Genomic DNA, 25,385 nt, shown 5'->3' with positions numbered 1-25,385 from the left:
AAGCTACCGTTTGTCGGCAGCTTTTGCCGTTTGTCAGAAAACCCTCGCCTGAATCAAATTTACTCTTTTATATTAAACTCGCACTTATCACCTGCGTTGGCTGGGTTGGTCAGAAAACGCCACAGGAGACTTTATTGTGAGAATAAGCAGGATCAGAGCCGACCGAGGTTTTAGTCTGATGGAATTAATGGTCACGATCGCGGTGTTGGCGATTACGCTGGCCATCGCTATACCTTCGTTTAGCGGCGTGATTGGCGAAAGTAAATTACGCAGTCAGGCTGGTGAAATCCAGAGTGCCTTAACTTTTGCCCGCACTGAAGCTATCCGGTTAAATCAAAGTGTGGTGTTTTGCCATTCGAATAACGGCACCAACTGTACCGTGCCTTCTGCCGCAGGCTGGGAAGGCTGGCTGGTCAGCGCTGCCGGCGTTGCTTTGGCAACGCCAGTGCTTCCGGTATCCCGCACAGGCATTATCCCGACAGCACCGATGCGGATTTCCTCCGGCCCTAATCTTACGGCCGCGACACATGCCATTCGTTTTACACCACAAGGGTTAGCGCGTGGCTTTGCCAATAATATTCCTTTGTCGGATCTGATCCGGGTGTGCATTACTCAGGAATCGGTGAATCCGAATACCCGCGAGATTCAATTTAGCTCCGGCGGACGTAGCCGGGTTGTTGCAACTGACAATGCCGGCACTTGTCCGTAATTTTCAGACTGACTGGGAGGAATGATGCTGAATAAACGAGTAAATTCTACATGTAATGCTGGCCGGGGTTTGCAGCGTCAGACCGGCGTATCGCTGCTGGAAGTACTGATTGCGGTGCTGGTGTTGTCAGTTGGTTTGTTAGGTATTGCCGGTTTGCAAACGGCGAATTTGCGCAATACCCAAAGCGCGCATCAACGTACGGTGGCGGTGTTGCTGGCGGCTAGTATGGCCGAGCGGATCCGTGCCAATCCGGTCGCAGCTGCAGCCGGTGCTTTTGTGCTGACGAAAAATTGTAAAGCGTTGTCCGCTGGGGGCAGTATTCAAAGTGTGGAACATGCCAACTGGATGAACGAAATCAGAACCAGTTTAGGCACGGCTGAAACCAGCTGTGGTGAAGTCACCTATGTGGTAGCTACGCGGACTTACACCGTTAACGTATTTTGGGATGACTCCAGAGCGATTGGCGGTCTGGCCAATATGAACATTACCCATGTGGTGAGAATATGACGATGCAGTTACAACATAAGCAAACCACAGCTGGTTTTACCCTGATCGAACTGATGGTCAGTTTGTTGCTTGGGACCTTTCTGATTGGGGGGGTGATTGGTGTTTATATCGCGAACAGCCGTACCAATCTGGTCAATGAACAAATGGGCCAGATGCAGCAAGCCAGTCAGGTCAGCTTTCAGTTATTAAGCCGTGACGTGCAGCATGCCGGGTATTCCGGCTGTGGCAATATTGTGGCGACGCAGGTAGTGAATGTGTTGAATCCATTACCCTGGTGGTCGAACTGGGTTGGTGGGGTACAAGGCTATGAAAATGCAACCATTCCCAATTTTACGGCTGGAGCTATTCCGCCACTGGCCAATACCGACGGCTTACATTTGATGTATGGCCGTGGTGTCAGTTCTACAGTGGTCGCGCACAATGCGGTCGCTGTCCCTTCAATGGTGATCAATCAGAATCTGGGCGCGATAGTCCCGAATGATATTTTGTTGGGTTGTGATTCAAAGATGGCCGTGATCTTCAGAGCTACTGCGGTTGCCGGAAATAACATCACGCATGGTTTGGGCGGCGCCGCACCTGCCAATAACAATTTAAATTTCGGCATTGCACCAGATGGCAGTCGTTATCAGCGGAATTTATCAAACGATGCTGGCCTGGTAATGCCGCTCGAATCCGTTGGTTGGTTTGTTGGCACACAAGGCGGTATTAGCTCTTTATATCGGGTAGCGTTGGTGGCCGGCGCGGTGCAAATTGAGGAAGTGGTGCAAAACGTTCAGGATTTGCAGCTGCAATATCTGGTGCAGGGTGCCAATAACTATGTTGATGCCAACTTAGTGGTGGATTGGGGCATGGTGATGTCCATCCGCGCGACTTTAACTTTGGCAGATAATCCAACGATGCCGGTGGCGCTTGGGATCCGCCAAATCAGTCAGGTCATTAACCTGCGCAATAGGAAGGTGTGATGATGGGAAAACAATTGAAACAACCACTGAAGCAACAACAGGGGATGGCGTTGGTGATCAGTTTGCTGTTGCTGGTCGCTATTACCTTACTGGCGGTCAGTACGATGCGCAGCACCACCATGCAGGAACGCATGGCCTCAAACTTAAACGATCGGGAACTCGCCAAACAAGTGGTTGAAAGCACCATTCGTGAGGCAGCTACTTTGTTCCCTCCGCCGGCCGGTTCAGCTTGGTATACCGCTACGTTACCGGCGCCAGCTGCCAATACGCCGGATGTCTGGCAAACGCCGGCGGCCTGGGGCAATGCCGGTGTAGTCGCCGTCAATATTGGCGGTCAGAATTTTACCGGTCAATTTTTAGTTGAAAACATGGGATTTTGGGTTAATCCGCGGACACCGAACTGCAAAGTGAAAGATGATCCGCTGTGCGAAAGTCAGACTTATCGCATTACTGCCCGAACCACCCCAACCGCTGGCCGCGCCAGTGTGATCTTACAAGCCATCTGGCGGATGTAAGTAACAGTTTGCAGGAGAACGAATATGTCGCTTCAGAAAACGAACAATACCCGCACATATAGTTGGTTGTTACTCAGCATGGCCTTTGGCGCTTGTACTGCCGAGGCGGCGATTGATATTTCGACCGTGCCGCTGGAGACCGGAACCGCGGTTCCTTCGAATATTATGTTTATTCTTGATGATTCGGGTTCGATGCGCTGGGGCTTTATGCCGGATGAGTTGGACAGCAATTTTAACCTGACTTCAAATTGCACTACCTCAAGCACTACACCTTATGCCGGCGCAAATGTTCGGCTTTGCCGGGCTACTGGCCGTAAATATCTGGCTTCTAGCCACTTAAACAAGGTGTATTACAACCCTGAAACTACCTATAAAGTCCCATTTAAACCCGATGGTATTACGTATTATGACACGCCTTCTTACACCAATGCCCCTCACAATGGCTACAATACCTCATCTTCAAAAATCGACCTTAGTGATGAATATCGGGCCTTAATTGCGGACTATTATTATCCGAGTAGTTCTACTGGTTTTACCATCAGCAGCAGTACTTCCAGTACCAGTGATGGTACAGCTTTTTATTTTAAGTATATCGATGGTTGTACTTCGAGCGCAATGTCAGACAGCTGTTATGACCTGGTGCTAATGTCAAGTCAGACTGCAGCACAGCGACAAAATTTCGCCAACTGGTTTTCGTTTTACCGCACTCGATTAATGTCATCAAAGGCCGGTGTATCTGAAGCGTTTCAAGAGCAAGGTAAAGTCACCAGGATTGGTTATGGGGCATTGAATACCAGTGGTGTGATTAGCTCAAGCGTGGCCCCTTTTACTGGCACTAGTCGCAGTGGTTTTTTCACCTGGCTACACAATAAAACAGCTGATGGCGGCACCCCGTTGATTGGGGCTTTGAATGCTGCTGGTCAATATTTTATCAAAGACGAACCTTGGAGAACAAATCCTGCCAGTTCGACATCGGCATTAGTAGAATGCCGGCAGAATTTCGCCATTCTAATGACTGATGGTTATTACAGTGACAGTATTTCAAGTGTCGGTAATCAAGACGGTACAGATGGTGTGACGATGACTAGCCCAAAGCTTCCACCATATACATATAAAGCTGTTAATCCTTATAAAGACGGAAATTCAAATAGTTTGGCCGACGTTGCGATGAAGTACTGGAAAACAGACTTAAGGCCAGATTTGGACAATACAGTGCCAATACTAGGCACACTAGGTACCAACCCAGCATTTTGGCAGCATATGGTGACATTTGGCGTTGGGTTAGGTGTTAGCGGTTCACTGGATGAAAAAGTAACATTGGAGGCTGTCGGTGCTGGCTCTGCCGTGAATTGGTGGGGGGGCAACGCCCAGCAGAATAAAGTTAATGATCTTTTCCACGCAAGTGTAAATAGCTGGGGTGGCTTTTTTAGCGCCAGTGACCCGAAAACCTTTGTCAGCGGATTGGTTAAAACTTTAAGTGACATCGAAGGGCGGACTGGAGCAGCTTCAAATATTGCTGCTACTGCAATTAACTCGTTGCAAACAGAATCCAATTTATATCAGGCTCGGTATGAGGCCGGAAAATGGGCTGGTGATTTATGGTCTTACGATGTCAAAGACATTAAAAAACCAGTGTGGAAGGCCAGCGAGAAAGTGCCAGCCCCAGATGATCGTAATATTCTGGTCGGAAATGGCAGCACAAAAGCACGTAACTTTACCTGGGCAGATCTGACTGTTGCAGAAAAAAAAGCATTGGGTGATAAAGGACTGGGTGGCGAGGAGTTGATTGTCGATTATTTGCGCGGCGATAGATCCAAAGAAAAAATAAACAGTGGTATCTATCGTACCCGCATGTCAGTGTTAGGTGATTTCGTAAATTCATCGCCTGAGCTGACAGGCGAGCCTATTGATATGAGTTATCACCGCTTTAGCTGGCCCGGAGCCGCCGACTATCGTGCCTTTATCAATGGACCCGTAAAAGCTAGAGATTCAGTTCTTTATGTCGGCGGCAACGATGGCATGGTGCATGCGTTTAATTCTGAAACCGGCGTGGAAGTTTTTGCATTTATTCCTGCGGCGGTGATGGCTCCAATCAGTGGCGATTTTAATTTGTTGAAGCTCTACTCTGACCCAAAATACTTACACCAATTTTCGGTTGATGGCTCGCCAGTTGTTGCAGATGTTTACATTGATGGCAGTTGGAAGAGTATCCTGATCGGTGGCATGGGCAGGGGGGGCAACAGTTTATATGCGATTGATGTCACAGATCCGACAAAGGTCGATGGTAATAAAGTATTGTGGGATAAATCATATACTGAAATGGGAGTTTATTTAGGGAAACCACAAATTCAACGAATGGAGTCCGGCGACTGGGCCATTCTGGTGGGTTATGGCATTAATAACAGTACCCACAAATCCGGATTGTTAGTGATTGATGTTAAAACTGGCAACATCTTAGCTAAATTGCCGACATCAGCCGGTACTGCTGTTGATCCTAACGGTATCTCAGAAGTGAATGTGCTGGATATCGATTCTGACGGCAGTGTCGACTGGGTTTATGGTGGTGATTTACACGGTAACGTTTGGAAATTTGACTTATCGGCGGCGTCGACCAGTAGCTGGGCAATTGCAAATTCTGGGCAACCATTGTTTCAGGCCAAAGACTCTAGCGGCAACCGTCAGAAAATTACTGGCGGTGTGATGAGCAGTATTGACCCGAAAACCGGTAAAAGCTGGGTGTTTTTTGGTACAGGTCAATACTTAAATCAGGACGACCCAAGCGATACCCAAACTCAAACCTGGTATGGCATTATTGATGGACCAACGGTGAGCTCCCGTTCGGAGCTGGTGCAACGGACCATGACAAAAGTTGGGGACGACCGGGTGGTGACGGCTGCCAATACCTTGGACCCAGCGAAAAAAGGCTGGTATATGGATTTAATTGACGCGCGGGAACGGATTGTGGATTTACCAGTGGTGATTGGTGGTGATTTAGTGATGAACACCATGATCCCTGATACCAATGTCTGTAATCCAACCGGTTCAGGTTATGTGATGGCGGTGTCGCCTTATGTGGGTGGCCGGTTGAAAAAAACCTTTTTTGATACCAGCGATGATGAAGATTTTAGTACTGACGACCAGGTAAAAGTCGGAACAGAAATGGTCGAAGTCAGCGGTATTAAAGTCGGTAGTATGAACAGTGTGGTGACCTTCGCTAAAAAAGGTGACAAGGTGATGGCCTTAGTCAACTGTGAGAACGCCAATGTCTGTGAAGAACCGGCGAACGTTAATAAAAACAGTGGCCTGCAATCCTGGCATGAGATTAGTAACTAATGGAGTTTCAGATGCGACAACAACGTGGTTTTAGTCTGATGGAACTGATGGTCGCCGTAACGATTATTGGGATTATTGTTGCCGTGGCGCTACCGTCATATAACAGCCATATGTTAAATACCAGGCGTACAACAGCGACATCCTGCGTGGTTGAAATGGCGCAGTTTATGGAGCGGGTTTACACCACCAACATGGATTACAGCGAAGATAATGCCGGGGTGGCGACTGAATTGCCTGCAAGTAGCTGTCGCAATGATTTAGAAAGTTTTTATACCTTAAGTCTGGTTGCAACGGCGCAAACCTTTACTTTGACTGCGACGCCGATAAACGCACAGGCGAAGGACACCAGCTGTGGTATTTTAACGCTGAATCAAGCTGGAGCCCGCACTGCTGCAGGGTCTGGAACTGCAGAGAAAGTCCGGGAATGTTGGTAAAATCAGCTGATGAATACATTGCTGGATAACGGCGATATTCTTTAAATGACCCCGAAATGGAATGCCAGTCATTAAAAGTGACTGGCATTTTTTTTGCTGGTGGCTCAATTATCTGCGATGACACGCTCAGTACTAAGCCAATGTTTTTTCATCAGATTAAAATATTTACCATAATTTGTTTGATAAATGTAAATTAATGATTAAATTTAATGGTCTATTGATTGGTGCAAGGATACACCAATGACCAAAGGATTTACCCTCATTGAAGTGCTGTTGTGCCTGTTGTTGTTTGGCATGGGCATGCTTGGCGCGCTGGCCAGTCAGGTGTATGCGCGGCAGCAGGTACTTCTGGCAACACAACGTTTACTGGCGACGGCGATGGTGATGGATGTTGCCGCTTCGTTGCAGTCGGTGCCGGCTGCAGCACCGTCTTTTCACGGCAACTTTGATCAAGCTCCTGCTGCCGTGGTGTTGTGCCAGGATGTCGCGCAATGTAACGCAGAGCAATTGTTGCAAGCCCAAGTTCAGCAACAACTTTCAGTGCTGCTTTCTGACTCTTCTTCCGGCTTACCTTCGGCGCAGCTTTGTATTGTGGCGGGCGCCGACCAACCGGAAATTCAGTTAAGTTGGCGCGGGGTAACGGCTAGCAAATTCCCCGCTAAATCAACCTTGTGTCCACTCCCTGCCAGTTTTTCCCATGTCGCGTTACGTGCAGGCGGGGGAGTCTGATATGCAACCGATCTATGTTCGCACTATTCGTATTGTTGACACTGGCTGCACTGTTGGAATTAGCCGCACAGTCGGCGTTGGCCGCAACGGTTGGACCTTAATTGAAGCGATGGTCAGCATGGCGTTGGGTCTGCTCTGTACCTTAATGTTGATTGCCGGCTGGCAATGGAATTACCGCGCTTTTATTCAGACTACCCAACTGAGCGAGTTACAGCAAAGTGCACAATTTGTGCTGAGTTTTATGCAACAGGAACTGCTGAATCAGAACTTCTGGGCCGGTTTTCAGCTTGAAGAGTTACCGCCTACAACTTTAATGACCCCAACCGCCGATTGTTCAGGTCCGCTTGATAGCGGTAGTTTTCCCAAATTACACCAAGGTTTTGTCGGTATTTACAGCGGTACTGTTGGTCATATTGGTACGCCTGGTTGTCTGACGGTCGCACGCAAAGGCTCCGATTTTTTGCAATTAAAACGTTTGGCCGGAGCGCCGGTATTCAAAGCTGAACTGAAAGCCAACCGGGTTTATTTGCAGCAATATCAACGGCACGCCAGCTTTGTCGCCTTGCACAGCTCTGGGCTTTATCCAGCAGCAACCTATTGGCCTTATGTGCATCAACTTTGGTATGTCGCGCTGCAAAAACACGAAGGTAAGAACATCCCGGTACTGATGCGCAAACGGTTAGTACGGCAGTTATCCGGTCAGTTGGCGATGGATACCAGTTCGGTGATTGATGGGGTGGAAATGTTGCATTTTGAACTGGGGGTCGACAGTAATTTTGATGGTCAGATGGACTACAGCAAACCGTCCGATCAGATCCCGGATGCGGTCTGGCTTGGGCAAAGTGGCAAAATCATCCAGCTGCGGTTTTATGTACTGCTACGCAGTATCACCGCAGATCTTACCTATACCAATGTGCAGCAGTATCAGTTGGGGCAACGACTGTACAAGGCGCCAGGCGATCAATATCGCCGGTTGTTAGTGTCAAGTGCTGTCACTTTTAATAATCTTTAACTCAAAGGAGTGAGTGATGAAATCAGATGGATTTGTACTGATCCTGTGTTTGTGTTTTATCGCAATGGTCAGCTCAATGGCGCTCAGCGCGTTATTGATTGGGCTTCTCAGCCAGAAAATTGGTATTGCCGGGCAGCAACAGTTGCAGCAGCTGAAACTCGCAAAAGCTTTACATTTGCAGCAGATTAGCAGGTATTCGCAAATGACCGGTACCGGTGAGCTGGTTATTTGTCCGGCGGAACTTGCCGTCTGGTCTGAACCTGCCACCCGTTGTCGCTGGGTGGAGCAAAGCAACCAACACGAACAGTTGACAGCCTGGAGCAGCCTGGTACTGACGACCGAGCTGCAACTACCGCAGGAGGCGTTATGAAAGGGTCTTCATGTGTTTTGCAAGCAAAGCAATGGCTGAAAAATTGTCTGTTAGCAGTTATCTGCTCGACCACTATCGGGGTACTTGCTGAACCCGGCGCGCGAGCAAAAGCCAGTGTTACTGCAACGGTAGCCGCCTGGCGCCTGAATATAGCGGGGCAGTATCAACAGCTGCCTGACGATGAACTGGTCACACTGATTGGCGAAAAACCGACATTTTGCCAACACCCGCGCCCTGATGGTCGTGTTGTACCATGGGCAGCAGATGGTAGTGCAACACCCCAACCATTGCGGTTTAGTAATGAAAGCGGGGTGCTGCGTTGGTGGTCCGCCGCGACCCCACCACAGCTTATTTGGTCAGAAGGTAATATGGTGGTTCCTGCGGCGGAACAGCTCTCGGATCAGCTGGCGGTGATTGCACAGCATGCATCACCGAAAAAGCTGACACTGGTGTGGCCGGAGCCTTTGATGCAAAAGTATTCGGCAGTTGATTTAACCGATCCGGCAGATCCACAAGCGCTGTGGCAGTGGCAAGCGCCGGTGGCAGGTTCGGTGCAAACGCCGGTCGCTGCGCTGTTGAAAACGGCTACCGGGGCAACCTCTGCTTTATTGATGGTATCCGGTGCTGATGCGGTGCAACCGGCATTTTGGCTGGTTGATGCCGCTTCCGGGACACAGCTTGCTTCCCAACAGTATCAGCGCGCAGTCAAAACGGTGGAATTGCCGTTTGTACTTCAGGATTTAACGGCAGCACCGGCAGTGGTGGATCGTAATGCGGATGGTTATATCGATCGGATTTATCTGGTCGACCGCCAGGGCCGCCTGGTGCAGGTTGATCTCAATGATCAACTGCAGTTTCAGAGCAGAGTTGTGGCCGATTTATCGGATGCAGCGGCAGAATTTAAAGTGCAGCTGGTCGCCAGCCGGGCACTGTTGCCGGATTATCAGCAACTGGCTGACGACGATGCTGAAGCGACTGATAACGGGGAAAAAATGGCCGGTATCGACCCAGCTGCCGGACCGTCTGGTAAACCAGCTGATGTGGTATTGTTGCTCTCCACCAGAAAAGAGCAATCACAGCTCTGGGTGCTGACTATTCCGGATTCGCCGGCTTTTACCATCCAGCCGCATCATTTAACGCAGCGTCATTTGCAGCTTGATGATTTTGGTCTGTCAACGCTGGCAACAGCAACAGCAACAGCAACAGCAACAGCAACAGCAACAGCAACAGCAACAGCAACAGCAACAGCAACAGCAGCAACAGCAGCAGTTACTGCCGGTTGGTATGGCAACTTACCGGCAGCTCCGGTGTCGCTACCGCAAGTTTTTGCCGGTGTGCTGTATTTGCCAGTTGCTGCCAGCAGCGAAACTTGTGCAGGTGCCAGACAAGCAACGCAGCTGGTAGCCAGACACATATTTCAGGGAACGCCGATCTATTCAGCTGAGCAACTGGCCGCTATGCCAGCGCCTTTTGGTACGCCTGGTGTGATAAGACGGAGTAGCGGTGAGCTAGCATTACAGGATCGCCAACAAGGGACTCTGTTATTGCCACAGATCCGCGGCATCCGGGCCGATTGCCGGTTTTGTACTGAAGCCTTACATGAAAGTCACTACCCAAGGTGGCAGCGGATGGCGATTTATCAGCATGAATCGGAGGTCTATTGATGCGTGCCGCAGATGATTCAACACCCATTGTCGCGCATTCTGTCGCACCTTTAGCTGCACTATCAGCATTAGCAGGTTTTGTATTGATTGAAATCATGGTGGTGATTGCCGTCATCGGACTACTGCTATCGATTGTCCTGCCCGGTTATCAACAATATGTGCTGAACAGCTACCGGTTGGAAGCAAGTGGTGAGCTGCTCAAACTTGCCAGCCTGCAACAACTGTTGTTAGCAGAACAGGCTCGGTATACCGGTGATCTTACCGAGCTGGGTTACCCTACAACCAGTTATTTGATCGGTTCCGGACGATTTGTTATTTCTGCTGAACTGACAGCGGACGGTTATCGGTTGATTGCTGATGCTGCCGGACCACAGCTTGCAGATACAGACTGTGTGCAGTTCAAACTTGATCAGTACGGCATTAAAGAAAGTACGCCAGCGCCCGATTGCTGGCAGCAGTAACTACGATTGACCAGTTGCTGACTGTAGTCCGATCATCAGCAGTGACAGCCCTTTGCTCAGGTTACCTGCCCGTTACCCCTGCAGCGGCAAGGGTAACGGGTACATTGCAAGCCCAGTCAATGTGGACAAGGTGTTGGTACAAATTCGCTTTGACTACGACCCGCCTGACTTAACGTTAGGGTGTAATGCCAGCTGTATTGTTTGGCACAATAGATAAAAGTACCGTTTTGTAGGGCTTGCAGGCTGCCGTCTTGTCGAAACTGAATTTGCTCGCGGTTGTAATAGAGCCAATGTGCATCTTTTGGCCGATCCAGTAGCCGCAATAACTGCAGTTCGGTATTTTTCTGTTGCTGATTGATTTGGATTTGGATCGGGATTTGCCACCACTGATTCAGGCACTCCCCTTCATGCCAGGGGCAGAAAGTCACCATACGCCCGGAACTGATGGCCATAATCCGGGCAAAATTTAAGTGTTGCTGAAACTGACGGATATAACTTTGTGCCTGTTGTCTCGCCAACATTTCCTGTAAGGACGGCCAACCAATGGCCAGCATCAATCCAAGTAAATTAAACACGATCAATAATTCAAGCAGGCTAAAGCCAGCTTGGCGTGGATAAAACCTTGAATGATATGCCGGGTGGTGTATTGCGTGGTGAAAAACTGTTGTACGGGTCGTGTTGGGACAGGGCATAAGGAAATCCTTTTCTTAGGCGATGCAATCCGTGCACCGTTTGATTCGCTTTATTTACTGAGTTCTGCATGCTGCATCACACATTGCAGCATCGCCTAACCATAGTGGGTAATTTTTAAGGTAGCAAATATGTAAAGTTAATTCGGCAAAAGACCCCGACCCGACAAAAAATAAACTCCAGCTTGCCGGAAGCTGTTGATGCAAAATGTCTGCCCCGGCACAACTCAATTTGAGAATAGTGCTGAAAATCGCTACCATAGCGCGGAATTTTTCTTAAAGAGCGCAGCTTTATGTCGCAGTCCGTTTCCGTCAGTCTGGTGCAACAACAATTTCCGGTTGGTGCTGTGAAGCAAAACAGTCAGCGGGTGATTGAATTAGCTGAACAAGCTGGTACTGATCTGGTGATTTTCCCGGAATTGACGTTAACCGGTTACCCGCCGGAAGATTTATTACTGCGTAACGATTTTATGCAGCTGGTTGAACAAGGGCTGGCGACGATAGTGGCAGCCAATTATCCAGGCGTGATTGTGGTCGGTCACCCATGGCGTCAAGACAATGCGCTGTATAATGCAGCCAGTGTTATCGGTAATGGCCAGCTCCTGGGTCGGTATTTTAAACAATCCCTGCCTAACTACGGCGTATTTGACGAGCAACGCTATTTTACTGCAGGCACAGAAACTTTCTCCTTCGAATTTAAACACCAAAGCTTTGCCGTGCTGATTTGTGAAGACGTTTGGCAAGGCCATCCGGCAGCTGCCGCCAAAGCAGCGGGTGCCGACTGGGCGCTGGTGCTGAATGCTTCCCCATATGAAACTGCCAAAATTGCCCAGCGCCAGCATTTGCTCACCACTTTGGCCGAGCGTTTGACCCTGGGGTTTGTCTATGTGAATCAGGCGCAAGGGCAAGACGAACTGGTGTTTGACGGTAGTTCAATGCTGGTCGACCCGAGCGGTCAGATTGTATTGCAGGCGCCGTCTTTTACCCGCGATATTTACCGTGCCGACTTGCACCAGCAGCAAGGTGTTTGCAGCGCCAGCCATCAGTTACAGTTGCCGGAAGCTTTAAGTTTTGAAGCCGAAGTCTATCAGGCGCTGGTCATGGCAACCCGCGATTATATCCAGCAAAATGGCTTTCCAGGTGCGGTGCTTGGTTTATCCGGCGGTATTGATTCAGCGTTAACACTGGCAATTGCCGCAGATGCCATTGGCGCAGATAAAGTGCAGGCGTTGATGTTGCCGTTTCGCTACACCTCGTCGATGAGCGTGGAAGACGCCACCGAGCAAGCGAAAACCATGGGCATTGAGTTTGACGTGGTGTCGATTGAACCGATGTACGACAGCTTTATGCAACAACTGGCGCCGATTTTTGCCGGTAAGGCGGTTGATACCACCGAAGAAAATCTGCAGGCCCGTTTACGTGGTGTACTGTTGATGGCGTTGTCGAATAAAACCGGGCGCATGTTACTGACTACCGGTAATAAAAGCGAAGTTGCAGTTGGTTATTGCACCTTATATGGAGACATGTGTGGTGGTTTTGCGGTGATTAAGGATGTGCCGAAAACGCTGGTATTCCGGCTGGCAGCCTATCGTAATACCATTTCTCCGGTAATCCCACAGCGAGTGATTGACCGGCCGCCTTCAGCAGAATTAGCGCCGGGTCAGACCGATCAGGACAATTTGCCGCCTTATAACGATTTAGATGCGATGATTGAAGCTTATGTGGAGCAGGATAAATCGCTGTCTGAGATAGTCGCGATGGGCTATGCTGAGGCAACAGTGCGCCGGGTATTAAACCTGATTGATTTAAATGAATATAAAAGACGTCAGTCGGCGGTGGGACCAAAAATCACCAGCCGGAACTTTGGTAAAGACAGACGCTACCCGATCACCTCGGCCATGCGCAAACAGCGGTAGAGCAGCTTATGAAAAAGATCGAAGCTATTATCAAACCTTTTAAACTCGACGACGTGCGCGAAGCCCTGGCCGATATCAATGTCACAGGTATGACGGTCACTGAAGTCAAAGGTTTTGGCCGGCAAAAAGGTCATACTGAATTGTACCGGGGCGCCGAGTATATGGTCGATTTCCTGCCAAAAGTGAAGCTGGATATCGTGGTTTCCGACGATCAGGTGGATCGCTGCGTTGAAGCCATTATGAAAACTGCCCAGACCGGCCGCATTGGCGATGGTAAAATTTTTGTCTTTGACGTCGAACGCGTGATCCGCATTCGTACCGGCGAAGAAGACGAAGAGGCAATCTGAGCCTGTTGTGATGTCGACTCAGGCGTCAACAGCACAGCAGCACGTGATAACAACACCAGCCAGCGAGCTGGTGTTGTGCCGTTATTGCGATTTGCTGCAACAACTGCCAGCACTACAAGACGGTGAAGAAGCCGATTGTCAACGTTGTGGTCATGAACTGGATGCACGGCAGCGGGAATCGGCAATTCGTCCTATTTTGTATGCCATCAGCGCCTTGTTTATGTTGGTACTGACCAACTTATTCCCTTTTGTTGGGATGGATGCTGCAGGCAGCCATCGTGATATGGATTTCCTCGATACCTCAGCGGTATTACTGAGCGAAAATTACCCATGGCTCGCCATTCTGGTCTGGTTGTTTATTCAGGCAATTCCGGCCTTTTGTATGATTGCCATCGTTTACTTAAAGCTTGGCATGTATATTCGCTTGCCTGCTCTGGTGCAAACTGCGCGCTTGTTGTATGCGCTGAAGCCCTGGAGCATGGTCGATATTTTCCTGATTGGTCTGATTGTCAGCTTTGTGAAGTTACTAACCCATTTTGAAATCTCACTCGGCATGAGTTTTTGGGCATTTTGTATTTTTTGTCTGTTACACCTGCGTACTTTTCAAGTGGTCGACCGGCATGAATTATGGTCGCGCATCGCACCAGCGCCGCAACCGGTACAAGGTAAAATCGCCGGCGAGACGGGTTTAAGCCAGCAGCTCAAGGTTTGTAATTGCTGTACTGCGTTGGTGCCACTGGAGCAACCGACCTGCTCCCGCTGTGGCACTAAGGTGCGGCAACGTATTCCGGACAGTGTCCAAAAGACTTTAGCGTTATTGTTCACCGCCACTATTTTATATATTCCGGCCAATTTTTTGCCGATGATGGAAACGGTTTCGCTCGGCGACAGCATCGAATCGACCATTATCAGCGGCATTATTTTGATGTGGCAGGACGGTGCTTATCCGGTGGCGATTGTGGTGTTATTGGCTAGCGTGGTGATCCCGGTGCTGAAAATCGCTGTGATGTTCTGGCTTTGTTATTTAACCACCTTGCCGCTGAGTGAGCGCAGTCAGCATGGCACCTGGGTGTATCCGGTGGTCGACTGGATTGGCCGCTGGTCGATGGTCGACGTGCTGGTGGTGGCGATTTTAGCCGCCTTGGTGCGGTTTGATGCGCTGGTCGGTGTTTATCCCGGCATGGGTACCTTTGTATTTGCTTGTGTGGTGATTATCACCATGCTGGCGGCGATGAGTTTTGATCCCCGCTTATTGTGGGATCCAAGTCCGACTGAACAACTGGAGACAAGGCAGTGACTGAACAAGCGGTAAAAGCCAGGGTACGGAAAATAACCCAGTGGTCACCCATCTGGATAGTTCCGGTGGTGGCGGTGCTGATTGGCGCCTGGATGCTGGTTTATACCTATAAAAATCAAGGACCAACGCTGACCTTATTAGCCAGTAACGCTGAAGGTATTATTCCGGGTAAAACCGCCATCAAAAGCCGCAGTGTTGATGTTGGTAAAGTGTTTTCGGTGGAATTGTCGCAGGATTTAAAACAAGTGGTGATCAAAGCGCGGATGAATCCGGGCAGTGATGCATTGTTAAACGATGAATCGCAGTTGTGGGTGGTCAAACCAAGCGTTGGCCGCGGTGGCGTGACCGGCTTAAATACATTGTTATCAGGTGCTTATATTGAACTGCAACCAGGCAAAGGCAGCACTGATAAATTTTACTACGAACTTTTAGACAGTCCGCCAATCGCGCCACCGGATGCACCGGGTGTGCGGGTATTTTTAACCAGTGGTGATGCCACTTCATTGTCGGTTGGCGATCCGGTGCTATACCGGGGTTATGACGTAGGGACGGTAGAACTTGGTGAATTTGATACCGCCGGCCGTTCCATGCGTTATCAGCTGTTTATCCGCGCGCCTTATGATGCGCTGGTGACTGAGAATGTGCGGTTCTGGCAAAGCAGCGGTATGGCGCTGGATATGTCGGCCGAAGGGGTACGGATTGAAATGGGTTCAATTGCCACATTACTCAGCGGCGGTGTGACCTTCGATGTGCTCGATGGCTGGCCGGTGGGAGCGCAAGCGGCTAACAATAGCAAGTTTCAGCTGTTCGAGAATAAAAAGAGCATTCAGGATGGTCTTTATAATGAGTATCTGGAATACCTGTTGTTTTTCGACGAATCAGTGCGTGGCCTGACTTCCGGCGCGCCGGTGGAATATCGCGGTGTGCGCATTGGTACCGTGATGACAGTGCCGTATTTTTTTAATATGAAAAACCCGCTGCAAATTGCCTTTAACCGCGGTATTCCGGTGTTAATTCGGGTCGAAGCCGGCCGGCTGTATGACAGTTTAACGTTGCCACAACTACAAACAGAACTGGATCAGGCAGTGCAACAAGGTCTGCGGGCAGTGTTAAAAACCGGCAATTTACTGACCGGTGGTTTGTATATCGATTTAAATATCATTGAAGATGCGCCGACACAGGCGCCGGCAGATGTCGTTGCAGATGTCGCAGCAGTTGCTGCAAGCGATGCCGCAGGTACAAGCGCAGCTGTGGTCAACGCAGTCACCAATCCTACAGCTGCAAGCGGCGCCGAAGCTGTGGTCACTGCGATTGCCGATGCTGCTAGCGAAGCAACTGACGCTGCAGCCGCCAACGTCCAGATCACACCGCTGGCTACACCGGAACTGGACCAATTCGCCGGTTATAAAATCCTGCCAACGGCGCGCTCTGGCTTAGGTCATATTGAACAAAAAGTGCTGCAGGCGCTGGATAAAATCAACAATCTGCCTGTTGAGCAAGTGCTGGCGGATAGCTCGGCCACTTTAAACGAAACCAAACAACTGATGCTGGAAAGTCAGCAACTGGTGAAAAGCTTAGATGCGCTGGTTGGTAAAGATTCCACCCAGGCGTTGCCGGCGGAGGTGCAACAAAGTTTGCTGGAAATGCGTAAAACTCTGAATGGCTTTAGCGCAGGTTCCCCGGTGTATGAGCGGATTAACAGCAATTTGCAGGCGATGGACAAAGTGCTGCGCGATTTACAGCCCGTAGTGCAGACATTAAATCAGCAAAGTAACGCGTTAATTTTAGGCGCTGATCCAAAAACTGATCCTGAGCCAAAACAAGGAGTTAAACCATGAAGCGCACAGTTGCTAGCTTAATGATGGCGTTAGGGGTTACTGTATCAAGCGGTTGCAGCTCGGTGCAGGAACTGAATTTTTATCAGTTGCCGCAACAGGCAAATACCGCAGCGTCCGCCTCGATGAACGCATCGGTGATTGTGATCGAGCCGGTGATGGTCGCGAATTACCTCAACACCAATGCGCTGATTTTACAAACCTCGGACGTGCAGCTGGTGAAAACCAGCCAGCACCAGTGGGCAGAAGCTTTGGATCAGCAGCTGACGCGATTATTACAGCAGCAGCTTGCGGCGGCACTGCCGGGTCACCGGGTGACTGACCGTGCGCCACAAGGGCCACAACAAAGGTTGCTGGTGCAGGTGGAACAGTTTCATGGCACTGAACAAGGCAGAGTGCTGATTAGCGGCAAGTACAGTGTGGTGAATGGTGAACATACCATCCAACAACGTTTTGCGTTGGAGTTAGCGCAGCCAGAAGATGGTTATCCATCGCTGGTCGCGACTTTAGGCACCGGCTGGCAACAAGTGGTGACTGATATCAGTCAGCTGTTTAAGCCGGATGTGTTGAAGGTGAAAGCTGGCGAGTAAACTGGGCTGCGTTGCTGGTTTCAGTTCAAACCAGCAACAACTAGCAGGGCAAAAACTCCAACCCCAATACCACCGCATGCCGGGCGCCGGTCACTGCCGGTACATTGCCCGGAATCCGCATGTCATAGGCATAAGCCAGCCAGGCAAATGCCATTGCTTCTACCCAGTCCGGCGCCACACCAAGCTCTGCTGTGGTGCCTATATAACACTGCGGCAATAACGACTGTAAATCAGCCAGCAGTACCGGGTTAAAAGCACCACCACCACAGACGAAGATATCTGATACCGGATACTGGCTAATTGCCAGCGCCATAGTACCAGCGCTAAAACGGCTTAAGGTGCGTTGCACATCAGCTGCAGCAACACTGCGGCCGGCCAAATGCTGGTTCAACCATTGCAGCTGAAAGTACTCGCGGCCGGTGCTTTTGGGGCCGGTTTGGGCAAAATAAGGATCGGACAACAACTGCAGCAGTAAATCTGGTAACAACTGACCGCTGGCGGCAAAAGCACCGGCGGCGTCATAAGGTTGTTGTTGGTGCAGTTCAACCCAGTTGTCGAGTAAACAGTTGCCGGGGCCGGTATCAAAACCAAGCAGCGGTTGATGCGGCAGCAATAACGTCAGATTGGCGATACCGCCGATATTGAGAATGCAGCGGCCTTTGCCAGGATCAGCAAAGATCGCCTGATGAAATGCCGGTACCAAAGGTGCACCCTGGCCACCAAAGGCAATGTCTTTACGTCGAAAATCACCAATCACCCGAATACCGGTTAATGCAGCAAGCCGGTGCATATCCCCAATCTGGTAACTAAAAGGCTGTCGCGCATTCGGGCGGTGACGGATGGTTTGACCATGACAGCCAATGGCTTCAATCTGGTTAGCCTGAACGCCGCTTTGTTGCAGCAGCTGTGCTACGGCAGCGGCATAACAATCAGCTAAATCGGCTTCGATGAGACCCAGCCGTTCAATTTCATTAGCACCAGGCTGGCTGATGGTCGCAAGTTCGGCGCGTAAGGTTGCAGGGTAGGGCAGTAATAGGGAGTTTAAAAGTTTTGGGGACGTTTGCGCAAAATCGACCAGCACCACATCAATCCCATCCAGGCTGGTGCCTGACATGATCCCGATATAAAGCTGGTCGTTGTTCATCAGATTGGAAGCTTACTGGTTTGAGGCCAGTACCACACGTTCATGCGATTTCAGCTGAGCGATTAACTGCTTGGCGTTATTGGCAAACTTCACTTTCGCCACGCCTTCCAACGGATGGGCTTGCGGTAATTTTACTGTTCTTGGATTACGGTGCACACCGCCAACCACAAATTCATAATGCAGGTGGGCGCCGGTGACACGGCCCGTTGCGCCTAAACGTCCAATCACATCACCTTGTTTCACTTTATCACCACGTTTTACTTCACGTTTGGATAAGTGCAGGTATTTGGTCACGATATTATTGGCGTGCTGAATAAAGACGTAGTTACCGTTAGCACCTTTTTTCGCAGAATCGATGACTTTACCATCACCAGCCGCCATGATTGGCGTGCCAACAGGGGCAACATAATCAACACCATTGTGTGCGCGGATTTTACCAAGAACCGGATGTAAACGACGAGGATTAAAATTAGAGCTGACATATTGGAAGCTGACCGGGGCACGCAAGAAGGCCTGTCGCATGCCACCACCATCTGGCTTATAGAAGTTGCCATCGGTGTGGCGAACTGCCTGATAAACCTGACCCTGGTTCTGGAACTGTGCGGCGATAATAGCGCCGTTACCAATATACTGACCTTCAGCGTAGTTACGTTCGAACATCACACTGAAAGTATCACCGGAATGAATGTCTAACGCGAAGTCGATGTCGTAACCAAAAACGTTTGCTAAATCAAGAATTTGCGCTTCAGATAAACCAGCGCGTATTGCCGAATTCCAGAAACTGCCGCTAATCACGCCTGCAACCACTTCAGTGCGAACTTCAATTTCTTTTTGCAGCTGACGTGATTCAAAGGTGTTGTCGCCGGTGCGCTGCACCCGTAAGGTCTTTAAGTTGCTGATGGTATAACGTAATTCTTGCAAAGAACCGTCGGCCGCTAAGCCAAATTCGAGTTGTTCACCTGGAAATAAGCGGGTCAGGGTTTTAGCGTCTTTACCAGAGTCTAAAATCGCCTGCATGGTCAGCGGGTCAATTTTAGCTTTGCGGAACACTGAACCTAATACATCACCTCTTTTAACTTCTACCGAAACCCACTCTAAAGAGTTGTCTTCTTGCGGCAGGGTGCTGTCGGCAGTTTGGGTCAAGGATTCAGTGACGACCGGAACGGCCAGGCTATAACGTTTACCAATTTCTAAACTGCTCTTTTCCGAGTCTTTCGAAGCTTCGGCAGGATCTGAAGGGATCAACAGCAGTACAGACAATAATGAGGCTAAGCCAACGATGACTAAGCGATGTTTAGTGGGCAAAGATGAAAACATAGAAGGCGCATCTCTTATTATTATGGGGGAAACCACGTAAAAAATGAGCATATAACGATTTTTTGCAAGATCCAAGAGTTTTGTGCGTTTAATCACAAGGAATGTTGCAGTAGAATGCGGGCTTATAAATTCAGGCGAAAAATTATCCGAAGGAGTAACGCATGACGCAGTGGCAACAGGCCTTAGCCGAGATCAAGCGTGGTTGTGAAGAGGTGTTATTAGAAGAAGAACTAATTGCTAAATTAAAGGAAGGCAAACCGTTAAAAGTTAAAGCTGGCTTTGATCCAACAGCTCCGGATTTGCACCTTGGCCACACAGTTTTAATCAACAAATTACGCACTTTTCAGCAGCTCGGCCATGAAGTTATTTTCCTGATCGGCGATTTCACCGGCATGATTGGTGACCCGACCGGCAAGAATGTCACGCGTAAACCACTCACCCGTGAAGACGTGTTAGCCAATGCGCAAACGTATCAGGATCAGGTATTTAAGATCCTGGATCCGGCAAAAACCCGGATTGCTTTTAACTCCGAATGGATGGAACAGCTCGGTGCTGCTGGCATGATCAAATTAGCCGCCCGGCAAACAGTCGCCCGGATGCTGGAACGTGATGACTTCAAAAAGCGGTACGCCAACAACCAATCGATCGCCATTCACGAATTTTTATACCCGCTGGTGCAAGGCTGGGATTCAGTTGCGCTGCAGGCCGATATCGAAATGGGCGGCACCGATCAGCGTTTTAACCTGTTGATGGGTCGTGAACTGCAAAAAGACGAAGGCCAGCGGCCACAGACCATTATTATGGTGCCGTTGCTGGAAGGCCTCGACGGCGTGCAGAAAATGTCAAAATCGCTTGGCAACTATATTGGCATTACCGATAGCCCAACCGAAATGTTCGGCAAAATGATGTCGGTCAGCGATGACTTAATGTGGCGTTATTACGATTTACTTAGCTTCCGGCCGTTGGCAGACATCGCCGCGCTGAAACAACAAGCCGCCGAAGGTCGCAATCCGCGTGATATCAAAATTGAACTGGCAAAAGAAATTATCGCCCGTTTCCATGATGAAGCCGCCGCCGAAGCTGCTCACGCCGACTTCACCCAGCGCTTTTCCAAAAACGCTTTGCCGGATGATATCCCGGAAGTGACAGTGGCGATTGAAGCTGCTGCCATTGCTATTCCACAGCTATTAAAAGAAGCAGGTCTGGTCGAAAGCACGTCAGAAGCGATGCGGATGATTAAACAAGGTGCGGTGAAATTAAACGGCGACACTAAAGTGGAAGACAGCAAACTGGAGTTCGCCAAAGGTTCCAGCACTATTTTCCAGGTCGGGAAACGGAAATTTGCTAAGGTGACTTTGGTTTAAGTGACTTTGGTTTAAGTGACTTTGGCTTAAGTGACTTTGGTTTAGGTGGCTTTAATTTAAGTGATGTTGATCTGTAACTGAGTTGATAAAACCCATTGCAGATCAACACGAATAACCGGATGATTCGGCAGCGATTTGTCGTCCCAGGGAGTGGACTACCGATGTTGAAACCATGTTAAGCGAACACCTGTTGTTTTTCTTCTCGGCGCTGGGTGCTTTTAATGGCCTGGCGCTGGCACTGTATCTGTGGTTTGCCGCGAAAACATCGCTGGCGCAACGTGCGCTGGCGGTGCTGATTTTGATGGTCAGTGTGCGCACCGGTAAATCAGTGGCATTTTATTTTCTGCCCGACACGCCTGCTTTAGTCATGCAAGCAGGTTTAACCGCCTGTTTGCTGATCGGCCCCTCTTTGTATTTTTTTATCCGCACCAGCCTGAGCAATTCCACTGCTTTGGGGCGTTTTGAGCTGTGGCATGGCAGTGCGCTGGCGATTATTGCTATTTCGCTTAATCTGCTGTGGCCTTATGCCGACCACGCTAGGATCTGGCACGGCCCTATTGTGACGACTGGAAACTTGCTTTGGTTGGTTTATCTCATTGTCAGTACCGCCGTGCTGGTGCAGCAGCGCCATCGTTTGCCAGCAGGCACTGCCAGAATGTTGCTGCTTGCTGTTACCACCGGACTTTGGCTGATTTGGCTGGCATATTACACCTCAGGTTTTACCTCTTATATTGTCGGAGCCTTGTCCTTTTCCTTTGTGCTTTATCTGTGTGGGGCCGTCGCCTGGGCCTGGCGGCAAGGTCAGGCACCGGTCGAACCTTATCAGGATCGGCGTATTCCGGCCGCTGAGGCTGCCACTGAGTTACAAGCGCTCGCCGATTTGATGACGCGGGAGCGGCTTTATCTGGATCCAAGCCTGACACTCGCCCGGCTGTCGCGGCGGTTAGGTCTGCCGCAAGCGCGTTTGTCGCAATTGCTGAATGACAACAACGGCACCTCATTTAAACAATATATAGCGCAGTTGCGGATCGGCGAAACCCAGCGCCTGCTGCTTGAACAACCCGGCCAGACGCTGGAAGCCATTGCCGAGGCGGCTGGTTTTCAGTCGCTGTCGACTTTTTACGCCGCCTTTAAAAAAGCCAATGGCTGTACACCTGCCTTGTTCCGCGAGCGTCATTTATCCCGCGAGTAGGTGATTTCTACCCAAAATCATTGAAGATTCGGGTAGGCGGCAACTGAACGAATCCCCAGGAGCATAGTAGTCCTATGTGACTGGGGTGAGAGAAGGCGGCCAACAATCCCGAATCTTCAAGGATGACGGGTATAACTGCTAAAACAGCTTTCAGTAGTACGGAAACCGCTAGTAAGACATTGATTCCAAACATTATCGCTTAGGGTGAAGGCTCCTTTAACTAATGGAGCTTTGCACAATGATTTGGAAAAAATGTTATCAACTGCTGTTTTGTCTGCTGCTAAGCGGACTATTGCCCACAGCGCAGGCCCAAACCAGTGAAACCAAAACGGGCGTAGAAATAACCCCAGCCGGTCGGGTGTTGTTTGTACTCTCCAACGTCAAATTCCACGGTAATTCCACATTGCCTGCCAGCATCAGCTTTGGCGAAGTGGTCAATGCCTGGGATACCTTCCATGCTGCCGGTTATGCCGTCGACTTTGTGTCGCCGGCTGGTGGTGCCGTGCCGATAGACCCCTCAGTACTGGGCGAACGTTTAACTGCGCGCCTGCAAGACCAACGCATTATGGCGGGCCTCACCAAAACGCATACGCCGGATCAAATCGATGCCAGTCGCTATCAGGCGGTGTATTACGTCGGGGGCAGCAACGCCATGTACCAGGTGGTGGATGACGTGCGCTTGCAGCAAATATCACGGCAGATCTATGAGCAAAACAACGGGGTGATTTCGGCGGTCTGCCATGGCACGGCTGGCATCGTCCGACTCAAACTCAGCAACGGTCAGTATCTGCTGGCTGGCAAGAGGGTCACCGGCTACCCGGAAGACTTTGAAGACAAAACCGCGCCTTATTTTCAGCACTTACCATTTTCGATGCGCCAGACCATTGAAGCCAACGGTGGCCTGTTTAAAGCACCGGATCCGGAAAAACCCTACATCGAAGTGGATGGCCGGTTAGTCACAGGCCAGAACTATCCGTCGGCACCTTTGGTCGCCAGTGCCGTAGTGCAAATTCTTAAGCAACAACGAACCACCGCGAACAACTAATCTTTGATTTTATTCAAAAAGGAAAATTGAGTTATGAACACATGTTTCAAAAACATCAGCAAAAGCCTCACCAAAACCTGCGTTGCCATCAGTCTGAGTCTGGGCCTGAGTGGCTTTGCCATGGCCAGCACACAGCTGCAGCTACACGCCGAATATGCCGCCATCGACAGCACCATGCAAACGATGATGCAGGCTTTTGAACAAGGCAGTGCGCCAACGGCTTTTAAGGTGATCCTAAAAGACACCGTGGTGGTTGGCTATTCCGGCAAGCAACAGAAAGTTGTCAGTGTCTCCGGTGAAGAGTGGGCTAAAGGTTTTCAACCTGCGCCAGATGAAGCAGATCGCCACCGCCAATACCAGATTTTGGATATCACCGACACAGGCGCTTTAGTGAAAGTGATGCTGGATTATCCGCAATGGCTTGGCGTGGATTATTTGGCTATGACCAAAATCAACGGTCAGTGGCGGGTCGTCAGTAAGTCATGGAGCGGCACGCCTAAAGCTGCCAAATAAGGCTGCGGGTCAACATACATGGCTGGTAAGCAAGATTTGCCGGCCATGTGAACCTTGCTCAATGTCCGCATTTTTGCATATTTTTTCATCCCCCCCTTTTTTTTGATCGATACATGATCTAATGTGATATCAAATTGATATCACATTGAGGTGAGTTATGAGTAATGTAATCGTTCATAAAGAAATGCCAGCCCGCAGTAAATCAGGTTTTGGCATGTTGTCGGTCTTGCTGGCGTCACAACTGACTTCAATTGCAGCCTTGATCCTGCTGCCCGGTTTTCTGAAAATTATTGCCTTGTTGTGGGCTATCGGTTCCTTTATCTGCTGGTTTGGTTTTTATATGGTGCACCCGAATCAGTCGGCAGTGTTACAGCTGTTTGGTCGTTATGTCGGCACTGATTTTGTCAATGGCTTGCGCTGGGCTAACCCGTTTTTCAGCAAGCAAAAAGTCAGTTTGCGGGTGCGTAACTTTGAAAGTAGCAAGTTAAAAGTAAATGACCACGCCGGCAATCCGGTCGATATTGCAGCGGTGGTGGTATGGAAAGTGGTCGACAGCGCCGAAGCGGTGTTTGAAGTCGAAGATTATGAAAACTTTGTCAGTATTCAAAGTGAAGCGGCTATCCGCTATCTGGCGTCCAGTTACCCCTATGAAGCAGAGCACGAGCATGAAATCAGCCTGCGCAGTTCAGGCAATGAAATTACTGACTTAATGCGTACTGAAATCCAGAACCGGTTGCAACAGGCCGGGGTGGAAGTGATTGAAGCCCGGATTAGCCACTTGGCTTATGCCCAGGAAATTGCCAGCGCCATGTTACAACGCCAGCAAGCCCGCGCCGTGGTGATGGCCCGTACTCAAATTGTTGAAGGTGCCGTCGGTATGGTGGAAATGGCGCTGAACCGACTGGCCGAAAAAGGCGTGGTGGACCTGGACGAAGAGCGCAAAGCGGCTATGGTCAGCAATTTACTGGTAGTGCTTTGCGGCGACCACAGCGTGCAGCCTGTGGTGAATACCGGCACTATTTATTAAGCACTACGGGTTATACATGGATTATTCGGGTTCAATATTTAAATAAATGCGTGTGACTGAACTGGCCAGAATGAATGAGCATTTTGGCGGTTCAGGCAAAAAAGAGGTGGAAAAATGGCCAAAAAAGCCTTTGCGCTGCGACTTGATGAGGCCATGTTGACGGCTCTTCAGCGCTGGGCCGATGATGAGTTTCGCAGTGTGAACGGTCAGATTGAATATCTGTTGCATGAAGCCTTGCTGCAAAGTGGCCGGCAAAAAAAAGCGACAGCTGAAGTGTTGCAGCCAACGGATCACAATGACCAAAACTGAAACTTGTGATTTGGAACACCCACAAACAGGCTGGTTCTGACACCGTCATGCGCACACTGCTATTCCAATGCACTGCGCTGTGATAATCTTTTCACTTCGTTGCT

General features: G+C 49.8%; 25 protein-coding genes. 22 read left to right on the top strand and 3 right to left on the bottom strand.

Annotation, left to right across the window (positions count from 1 at the left end):
- Positions 1–136: 136 nt before the first annotated feature.
- The 11 genes from A5320_RS16475 (at position 137) to A5320_RS16425 (ending at position 10,696) form a co-directional block, all read left to right on the top strand.
- Positions 137–709: a GspH/FimT family pseudopilin gene (locus A5320_RS16475; RefSeq protein WP_157605970.1), complete on the top strand. Its 573-nt coding sequence runs from the start codon at positions 137–139 to the stop codon at positions 707–709.
- A gap of 24 nt (positions 710–733) precedes the next feature.
- Positions 734–1,216 carry a type IV pilus modification protein PilV gene (pilV, locus tag A5320_RS22385; RefSeq protein WP_068067380.1) on the top strand — a complete coding sequence of 161 codons (483 nt, stop codon included), beginning with the start codon at positions 734–736 and terminating at the stop codon, positions 1,214–1,216.
- Positions 1,213–2,178: a PilW family protein gene (locus tag A5320_RS16465; RefSeq protein WP_068067377.1), complete on the top strand. Its 966-nt coding sequence runs from the start codon at positions 1,213–1,215 to the stop codon at positions 2,176–2,178. Before pilV ends, A5320_RS16465 begins: the two co-directional genes overlap by 4 nt.
- Positions 2,178–2,693, top strand: coding sequence for a pilus assembly PilX family protein (locus tag A5320_RS16460; protein ID WP_068067375.1), 516 nt, complete (start codon positions 2,178–2,180; stop codon positions 2,691–2,693). The genes A5320_RS16465 and A5320_RS16460 overlap by 1 nt, the downstream gene beginning before the upstream one ends.
- A 24-nt stretch (positions 2,694–2,717) precedes the next feature.
- Entirely contained in the window at positions 2,718–6,026 is a 3,309-nt protein-coding gene (locus A5320_RS16455; protein WP_068067372.1) for a pilus assembly protein, read from the top strand.
- An 11-nt stretch (positions 6,027–6,037) separates the two neighbouring features.
- The gene (locus A5320_RS16450; protein ID WP_068067371.1) at positions 6,038–6,460 is read left to right on the top strand and encodes a type IV pilin protein; all 423 of its coding nucleotides are present in this window, start codon (positions 6,038–6,040) and stop codon (positions 6,458–6,460) included.
- 240 nt (positions 6,461–6,700) lie between these two features.
- The gene (locus A5320_RS16445) at positions 6,701–7,189 is read left to right on the top strand and encodes a type IV pilus modification PilV family protein (RefSeq protein WP_068067370.1); all 489 of its coding nucleotides are present in this window, start codon (positions 6,701–6,703) and stop codon (positions 7,187–7,189) included.
- Between the two features lies 1 nt (position 7,190).
- The gene (locus tag A5320_RS16440; RefSeq protein ID WP_197490156.1) at positions 7,191–8,201 is read left to right on the top strand and encodes a PilW family protein; all 1,011 of its coding nucleotides are present in this window, start codon (positions 7,191–7,193) and stop codon (positions 8,199–8,201) included.
- Positions 8,202–8,217: 16 nt separating this feature from the next.
- Entirely contained in the window at positions 8,218–8,571 is a 354-nt protein-coding gene (locus A5320_RS16435; protein ID WP_068067368.1) for a hypothetical protein, read from the top strand.
- Complete coding sequence (locus A5320_RS22000; RefSeq protein ID WP_068067366.1) at positions 8,568–10,235, top strand: hypothetical protein; 1,668 nt, start codon at positions 8,568–8,570, stop codon at positions 10,233–10,235. Before A5320_RS16435 ends, A5320_RS22000 begins: the two co-directional genes overlap by 4 nt.
- A complete protein-coding gene (locus A5320_RS16425) occupies positions 10,235–10,696 on the top strand; it encodes a type IV pilin protein (protein WP_082971833.1) in 462 nt (153 codons plus the stop codon). The genes A5320_RS22000 and A5320_RS16425 overlap by 1 nt, the downstream gene beginning before the upstream one ends.
- 116 nt (positions 10,697–10,812) lie before the next feature.
- Here the strand turns inward: A5320_RS16425 and A5320_RS16420 are convergent, their stop codons facing one another.
- Entirely contained in the window at positions 10,813–11,388 is a 576-nt protein-coding gene (locus A5320_RS16420) for a GspH/FimT family pseudopilin (protein WP_082971832.1), read from the bottom strand.
- 290 nt (positions 11,389–11,678) lie between these two features.
- On the opposite strand from A5320_RS16420, the gene A5320_RS16415 reads away from it, so the two are divergent.
- From A5320_RS16415 to A5320_RS16395, 5 genes are read left to right on the top strand one after another with little or no spacing between them, the layout of a single operon-like run.
- Entirely contained in the window at positions 11,679–13,301 is a 1,623-nt protein-coding gene (locus tag A5320_RS16415; protein WP_068067363.1) for an NAD+ synthase, read from the top strand.
- Between the two features lie 8 nt (positions 13,302–13,309).
- The gene (gene glnB, locus A5320_RS16410) at positions 13,310–13,648 is read left to right on the top strand and encodes a nitrogen regulatory protein P-II (RefSeq protein ID WP_068067355.1); all 339 of its coding nucleotides are present in this window, start codon (positions 13,310–13,312) and stop codon (positions 13,646–13,648) included.
- A 10-nt stretch (positions 13,649–13,658) separates the two neighbouring features.
- Entirely contained in the window at positions 13,659–14,945 is a 1,287-nt protein-coding gene (locus tag A5320_RS16405) for a PqiA/YebS family transporter subunit (protein WP_068067353.1), read from the top strand.
- Positions 14,942–16,783, top strand: coding sequence for an intermembrane transport protein PqiB (gene pqiB / locus A5320_RS16400; RefSeq protein WP_068067349.1), 1,842 nt, complete (start codon positions 14,942–14,944; stop codon positions 16,781–16,783). The genes A5320_RS16405 and pqiB overlap by 4 nt, the downstream gene beginning before the upstream one ends.
- A complete protein-coding gene (locus A5320_RS16395; RefSeq protein WP_068067346.1) occupies positions 16,780–17,370 on the top strand; it encodes a PqiC family protein in 591 nt (196 codons plus the stop codon). Before pqiB ends, A5320_RS16395 begins: the two co-directional genes overlap by 4 nt.
- A gap of 40 nt (positions 17,371–17,410) precedes the next feature.
- Here A5320_RS16395 and A5320_RS16390 read toward each other — a convergent pair whose 3' ends face one another.
- Both A5320_RS16390 and A5320_RS16385 read right to left on the bottom strand, forming a co-directional pair.
- The gene (locus tag A5320_RS16390) at positions 17,411–18,514 is read right to left on the bottom strand and encodes an anhydro-N-acetylmuramic acid kinase (RefSeq protein WP_068067338.1); all 1,104 of its coding nucleotides are present in this window, start codon (positions 18,512–18,514) and stop codon (positions 17,411–17,413) included.
- A 12-nt stretch (positions 18,515–18,526) separates the two neighbouring features.
- Entirely contained in the window at positions 18,527–19,831 is a 1,305-nt protein-coding gene (locus A5320_RS16385) for a peptidoglycan DD-metalloendopeptidase family protein (RefSeq protein WP_068067335.1), read from the bottom strand.
- Between the two features lie 161 nt (positions 19,832–19,992).
- Here A5320_RS16385 and tyrS point away from each other — a divergent pair, with 161 nt between their 5' ends.
- From tyrS to A5320_RS16355, 6 genes are all read left to right on the top strand, one after another.
- A complete protein-coding gene (tyrS, locus tag A5320_RS16380) occupies positions 19,993–21,195 on the top strand; it encodes a tyrosine--tRNA ligase (protein ID WP_068067332.1) in 1,203 nt (400 codons plus the stop codon).
- A gap of 172 nt (positions 21,196–21,367) precedes the next feature.
- On the top strand, positions 21,368–22,387 hold the full coding sequence (locus tag A5320_RS16375) for an AraC family transcriptional regulator (RefSeq protein WP_068067326.1): 1,020 nt from the start codon (positions 21,368–21,370) through the stop codon (positions 22,385–22,387).
- 238 nt (positions 22,388–22,625) lie between these two features.
- On the top strand, positions 22,626–23,432 hold the full coding sequence (locus A5320_RS16370; RefSeq protein ID WP_197490155.1) for a type 1 glutamine amidotransferase domain-containing protein: 807 nt from the start codon (positions 22,626–22,628) through the stop codon (positions 23,430–23,432).
- Positions 23,433–23,465: 33 nt separating this feature from the next.
- Positions 23,466–23,945, top strand: a complete 480-nt coding sequence (locus tag A5320_RS16365; protein WP_068067324.1) for a nuclear transport factor 2 family protein — start codon at positions 23,466–23,468, stop codon at positions 23,943–23,945.
- A gap of 157 nt (positions 23,946–24,102) precedes the next feature.
- Positions 24,103–24,972: an SPFH domain-containing protein gene (locus A5320_RS16360; protein ID WP_231916756.1), complete on the top strand. Its 870-nt coding sequence runs from the start codon at positions 24,103–24,105 to the stop codon at positions 24,970–24,972.
- A 114-nt stretch (positions 24,973–25,086) separates the two neighbouring features.
- The gene (locus A5320_RS16355; RefSeq protein ID WP_068067321.1) at positions 25,087–25,281 is read left to right on the top strand and encodes an Arc family DNA-binding protein; all 195 of its coding nucleotides are present in this window, start codon (positions 25,087–25,089) and stop codon (positions 25,279–25,281) included.
- Positions 25,282–25,385 lie beyond the last annotated feature (104 nt).

Origin of the sequence: Rheinheimera sp. SA_1 (assembly GCF_001669775.1) — a bacterium.
In the GTDB taxonomy this organism is placed as follows: domain Bacteria; phylum Pseudomonadota; class Gammaproteobacteria; order Enterobacterales; family Alteromonadaceae; genus Pararheinheimera.
This window is presented reverse-complemented; position numbering and strand designations above follow the sequence as displayed.

Excerpts from the sequence above, each read along its gene's own strand:
- pilV (WP_068067380.1), top strand. The coding sequence starts at position 734 with ATGCTGAATAAACGAGTAAATTCTACATGTAATGCTGGCCGGGGTTTG.
- A5320_RS16465 (WP_068067377.1), top strand. The coding sequence starts at position 1,213 with ATGACGATGCAGTTACAACATAAGCAAACCACAGCTGGTTTTACCCTG.
- A5320_RS16460 (WP_068067375.1), top strand. The coding sequence starts at position 2,178 with ATGATGGGAAAACAATTGAAACAACCACTGAAGCAACAACAGGGGATG.
- A5320_RS16455 (WP_068067372.1), top strand. The coding sequence starts at position 2,718 with ATGTCGCTTCAGAAAACGAACAATACCCGCACATATAGTTGGTTGTTA.
- A5320_RS16450 (WP_068067371.1), top strand. The coding sequence starts at position 6,038 with ATGCGACAACAACGTGGTTTTAGTCTGATGGAACTGATGGTCGCCGTA.
- A5320_RS16445 (WP_068067370.1), top strand. The coding sequence starts at position 6,701 with ATGACCAAAGGATTTACCCTCATTGAAGTGCTGTTGTGCCTGTTGTTG.
- A5320_RS16440 (WP_197490156.1), top strand. The coding sequence starts at position 7,191 with ATGCAACCGATCTATGTTCGCACTATTCGTATTGTTGACACTGGCTGC.
- A5320_RS16435 (WP_068067368.1), top strand. The coding sequence starts at position 8,218 with ATGAAATCAGATGGATTTGTACTGATCCTGTGTTTGTGTTTTATCGCA.
- A5320_RS22000 (WP_068067366.1), top strand. The coding sequence starts at position 8,568 with ATGAAAGGGTCTTCATGTGTTTTGCAAGCAAAGCAATGGCTGAAAAAT.
- A5320_RS16425 (WP_082971833.1), top strand. The coding sequence starts at position 10,235 with ATGCGTGCCGCAGATGATTCAACACCCATTGTCGCGCATTCTGTCGCA.
- A5320_RS16420 (WP_082971832.1), bottom strand. The coding sequence starts at position 11,388 with ATGCCCTGTCCCAACACGACCCGTACAACAGTTTTTCACCACGCAATA.
- A5320_RS16415 (WP_068067363.1), top strand. The coding sequence starts at position 11,679 with ATGTCGCAGTCCGTTTCCGTCAGTCTGGTGCAACAACAATTTCCGGTT.
- glnB (WP_068067355.1), top strand. The coding sequence starts at position 13,310 with ATGAAAAAGATCGAAGCTATTATCAAACCTTTTAAACTCGACGACGTG.
- A5320_RS16405 (WP_068067353.1), top strand. The coding sequence starts at position 13,659 with ATGTCGACTCAGGCGTCAACAGCACAGCAGCACGTGATAACAACACCA.
- A5320_RS16395 (WP_068067346.1), top strand. The coding sequence starts at position 16,780 with ATGAAGCGCACAGTTGCTAGCTTAATGATGGCGTTAGGGGTTACTGTA.
- A5320_RS16390 (WP_068067338.1), bottom strand. The coding sequence starts at position 18,514 with ATGAACAACGACCAGCTTTATATCGGGATCATGTCAGGCACCAGCCTG.
- A5320_RS16385 (WP_068067335.1), bottom strand. The coding sequence starts at position 19,831 with ATGTTTTCATCTTTGCCCACTAAACATCGCTTAGTCATCGTTGGCTTA.
- tyrS (WP_068067332.1), top strand. The coding sequence starts at position 19,993 with ATGACGCAGTGGCAACAGGCCTTAGCCGAGATCAAGCGTGGTTGTGAA.
- A5320_RS16375 (WP_068067326.1), top strand. The coding sequence starts at position 21,368 with ATGTTAAGCGAACACCTGTTGTTTTTCTTCTCGGCGCTGGGTGCTTTT.
- A5320_RS16370 (WP_197490155.1), top strand. The coding sequence starts at position 22,626 with ATGATTTGGAAAAAATGTTATCAACTGCTGTTTTGTCTGCTGCTAAGC.
- A5320_RS16365 (WP_068067324.1), top strand. The coding sequence starts at position 23,466 with ATGAACACATGTTTCAAAAACATCAGCAAAAGCCTCACCAAAACCTGC.
- A5320_RS16360 (WP_231916756.1), top strand. The coding sequence starts at position 24,103 with ATGAGTAATGTAATCGTTCATAAAGAAATGCCAGCCCGCAGTAAATCA.
- A5320_RS16355 (WP_068067321.1), top strand. The coding sequence starts at position 25,087 with ATGGCCAAAAAAGCCTTTGCGCTGCGACTTGATGAGGCCATGTTGACG.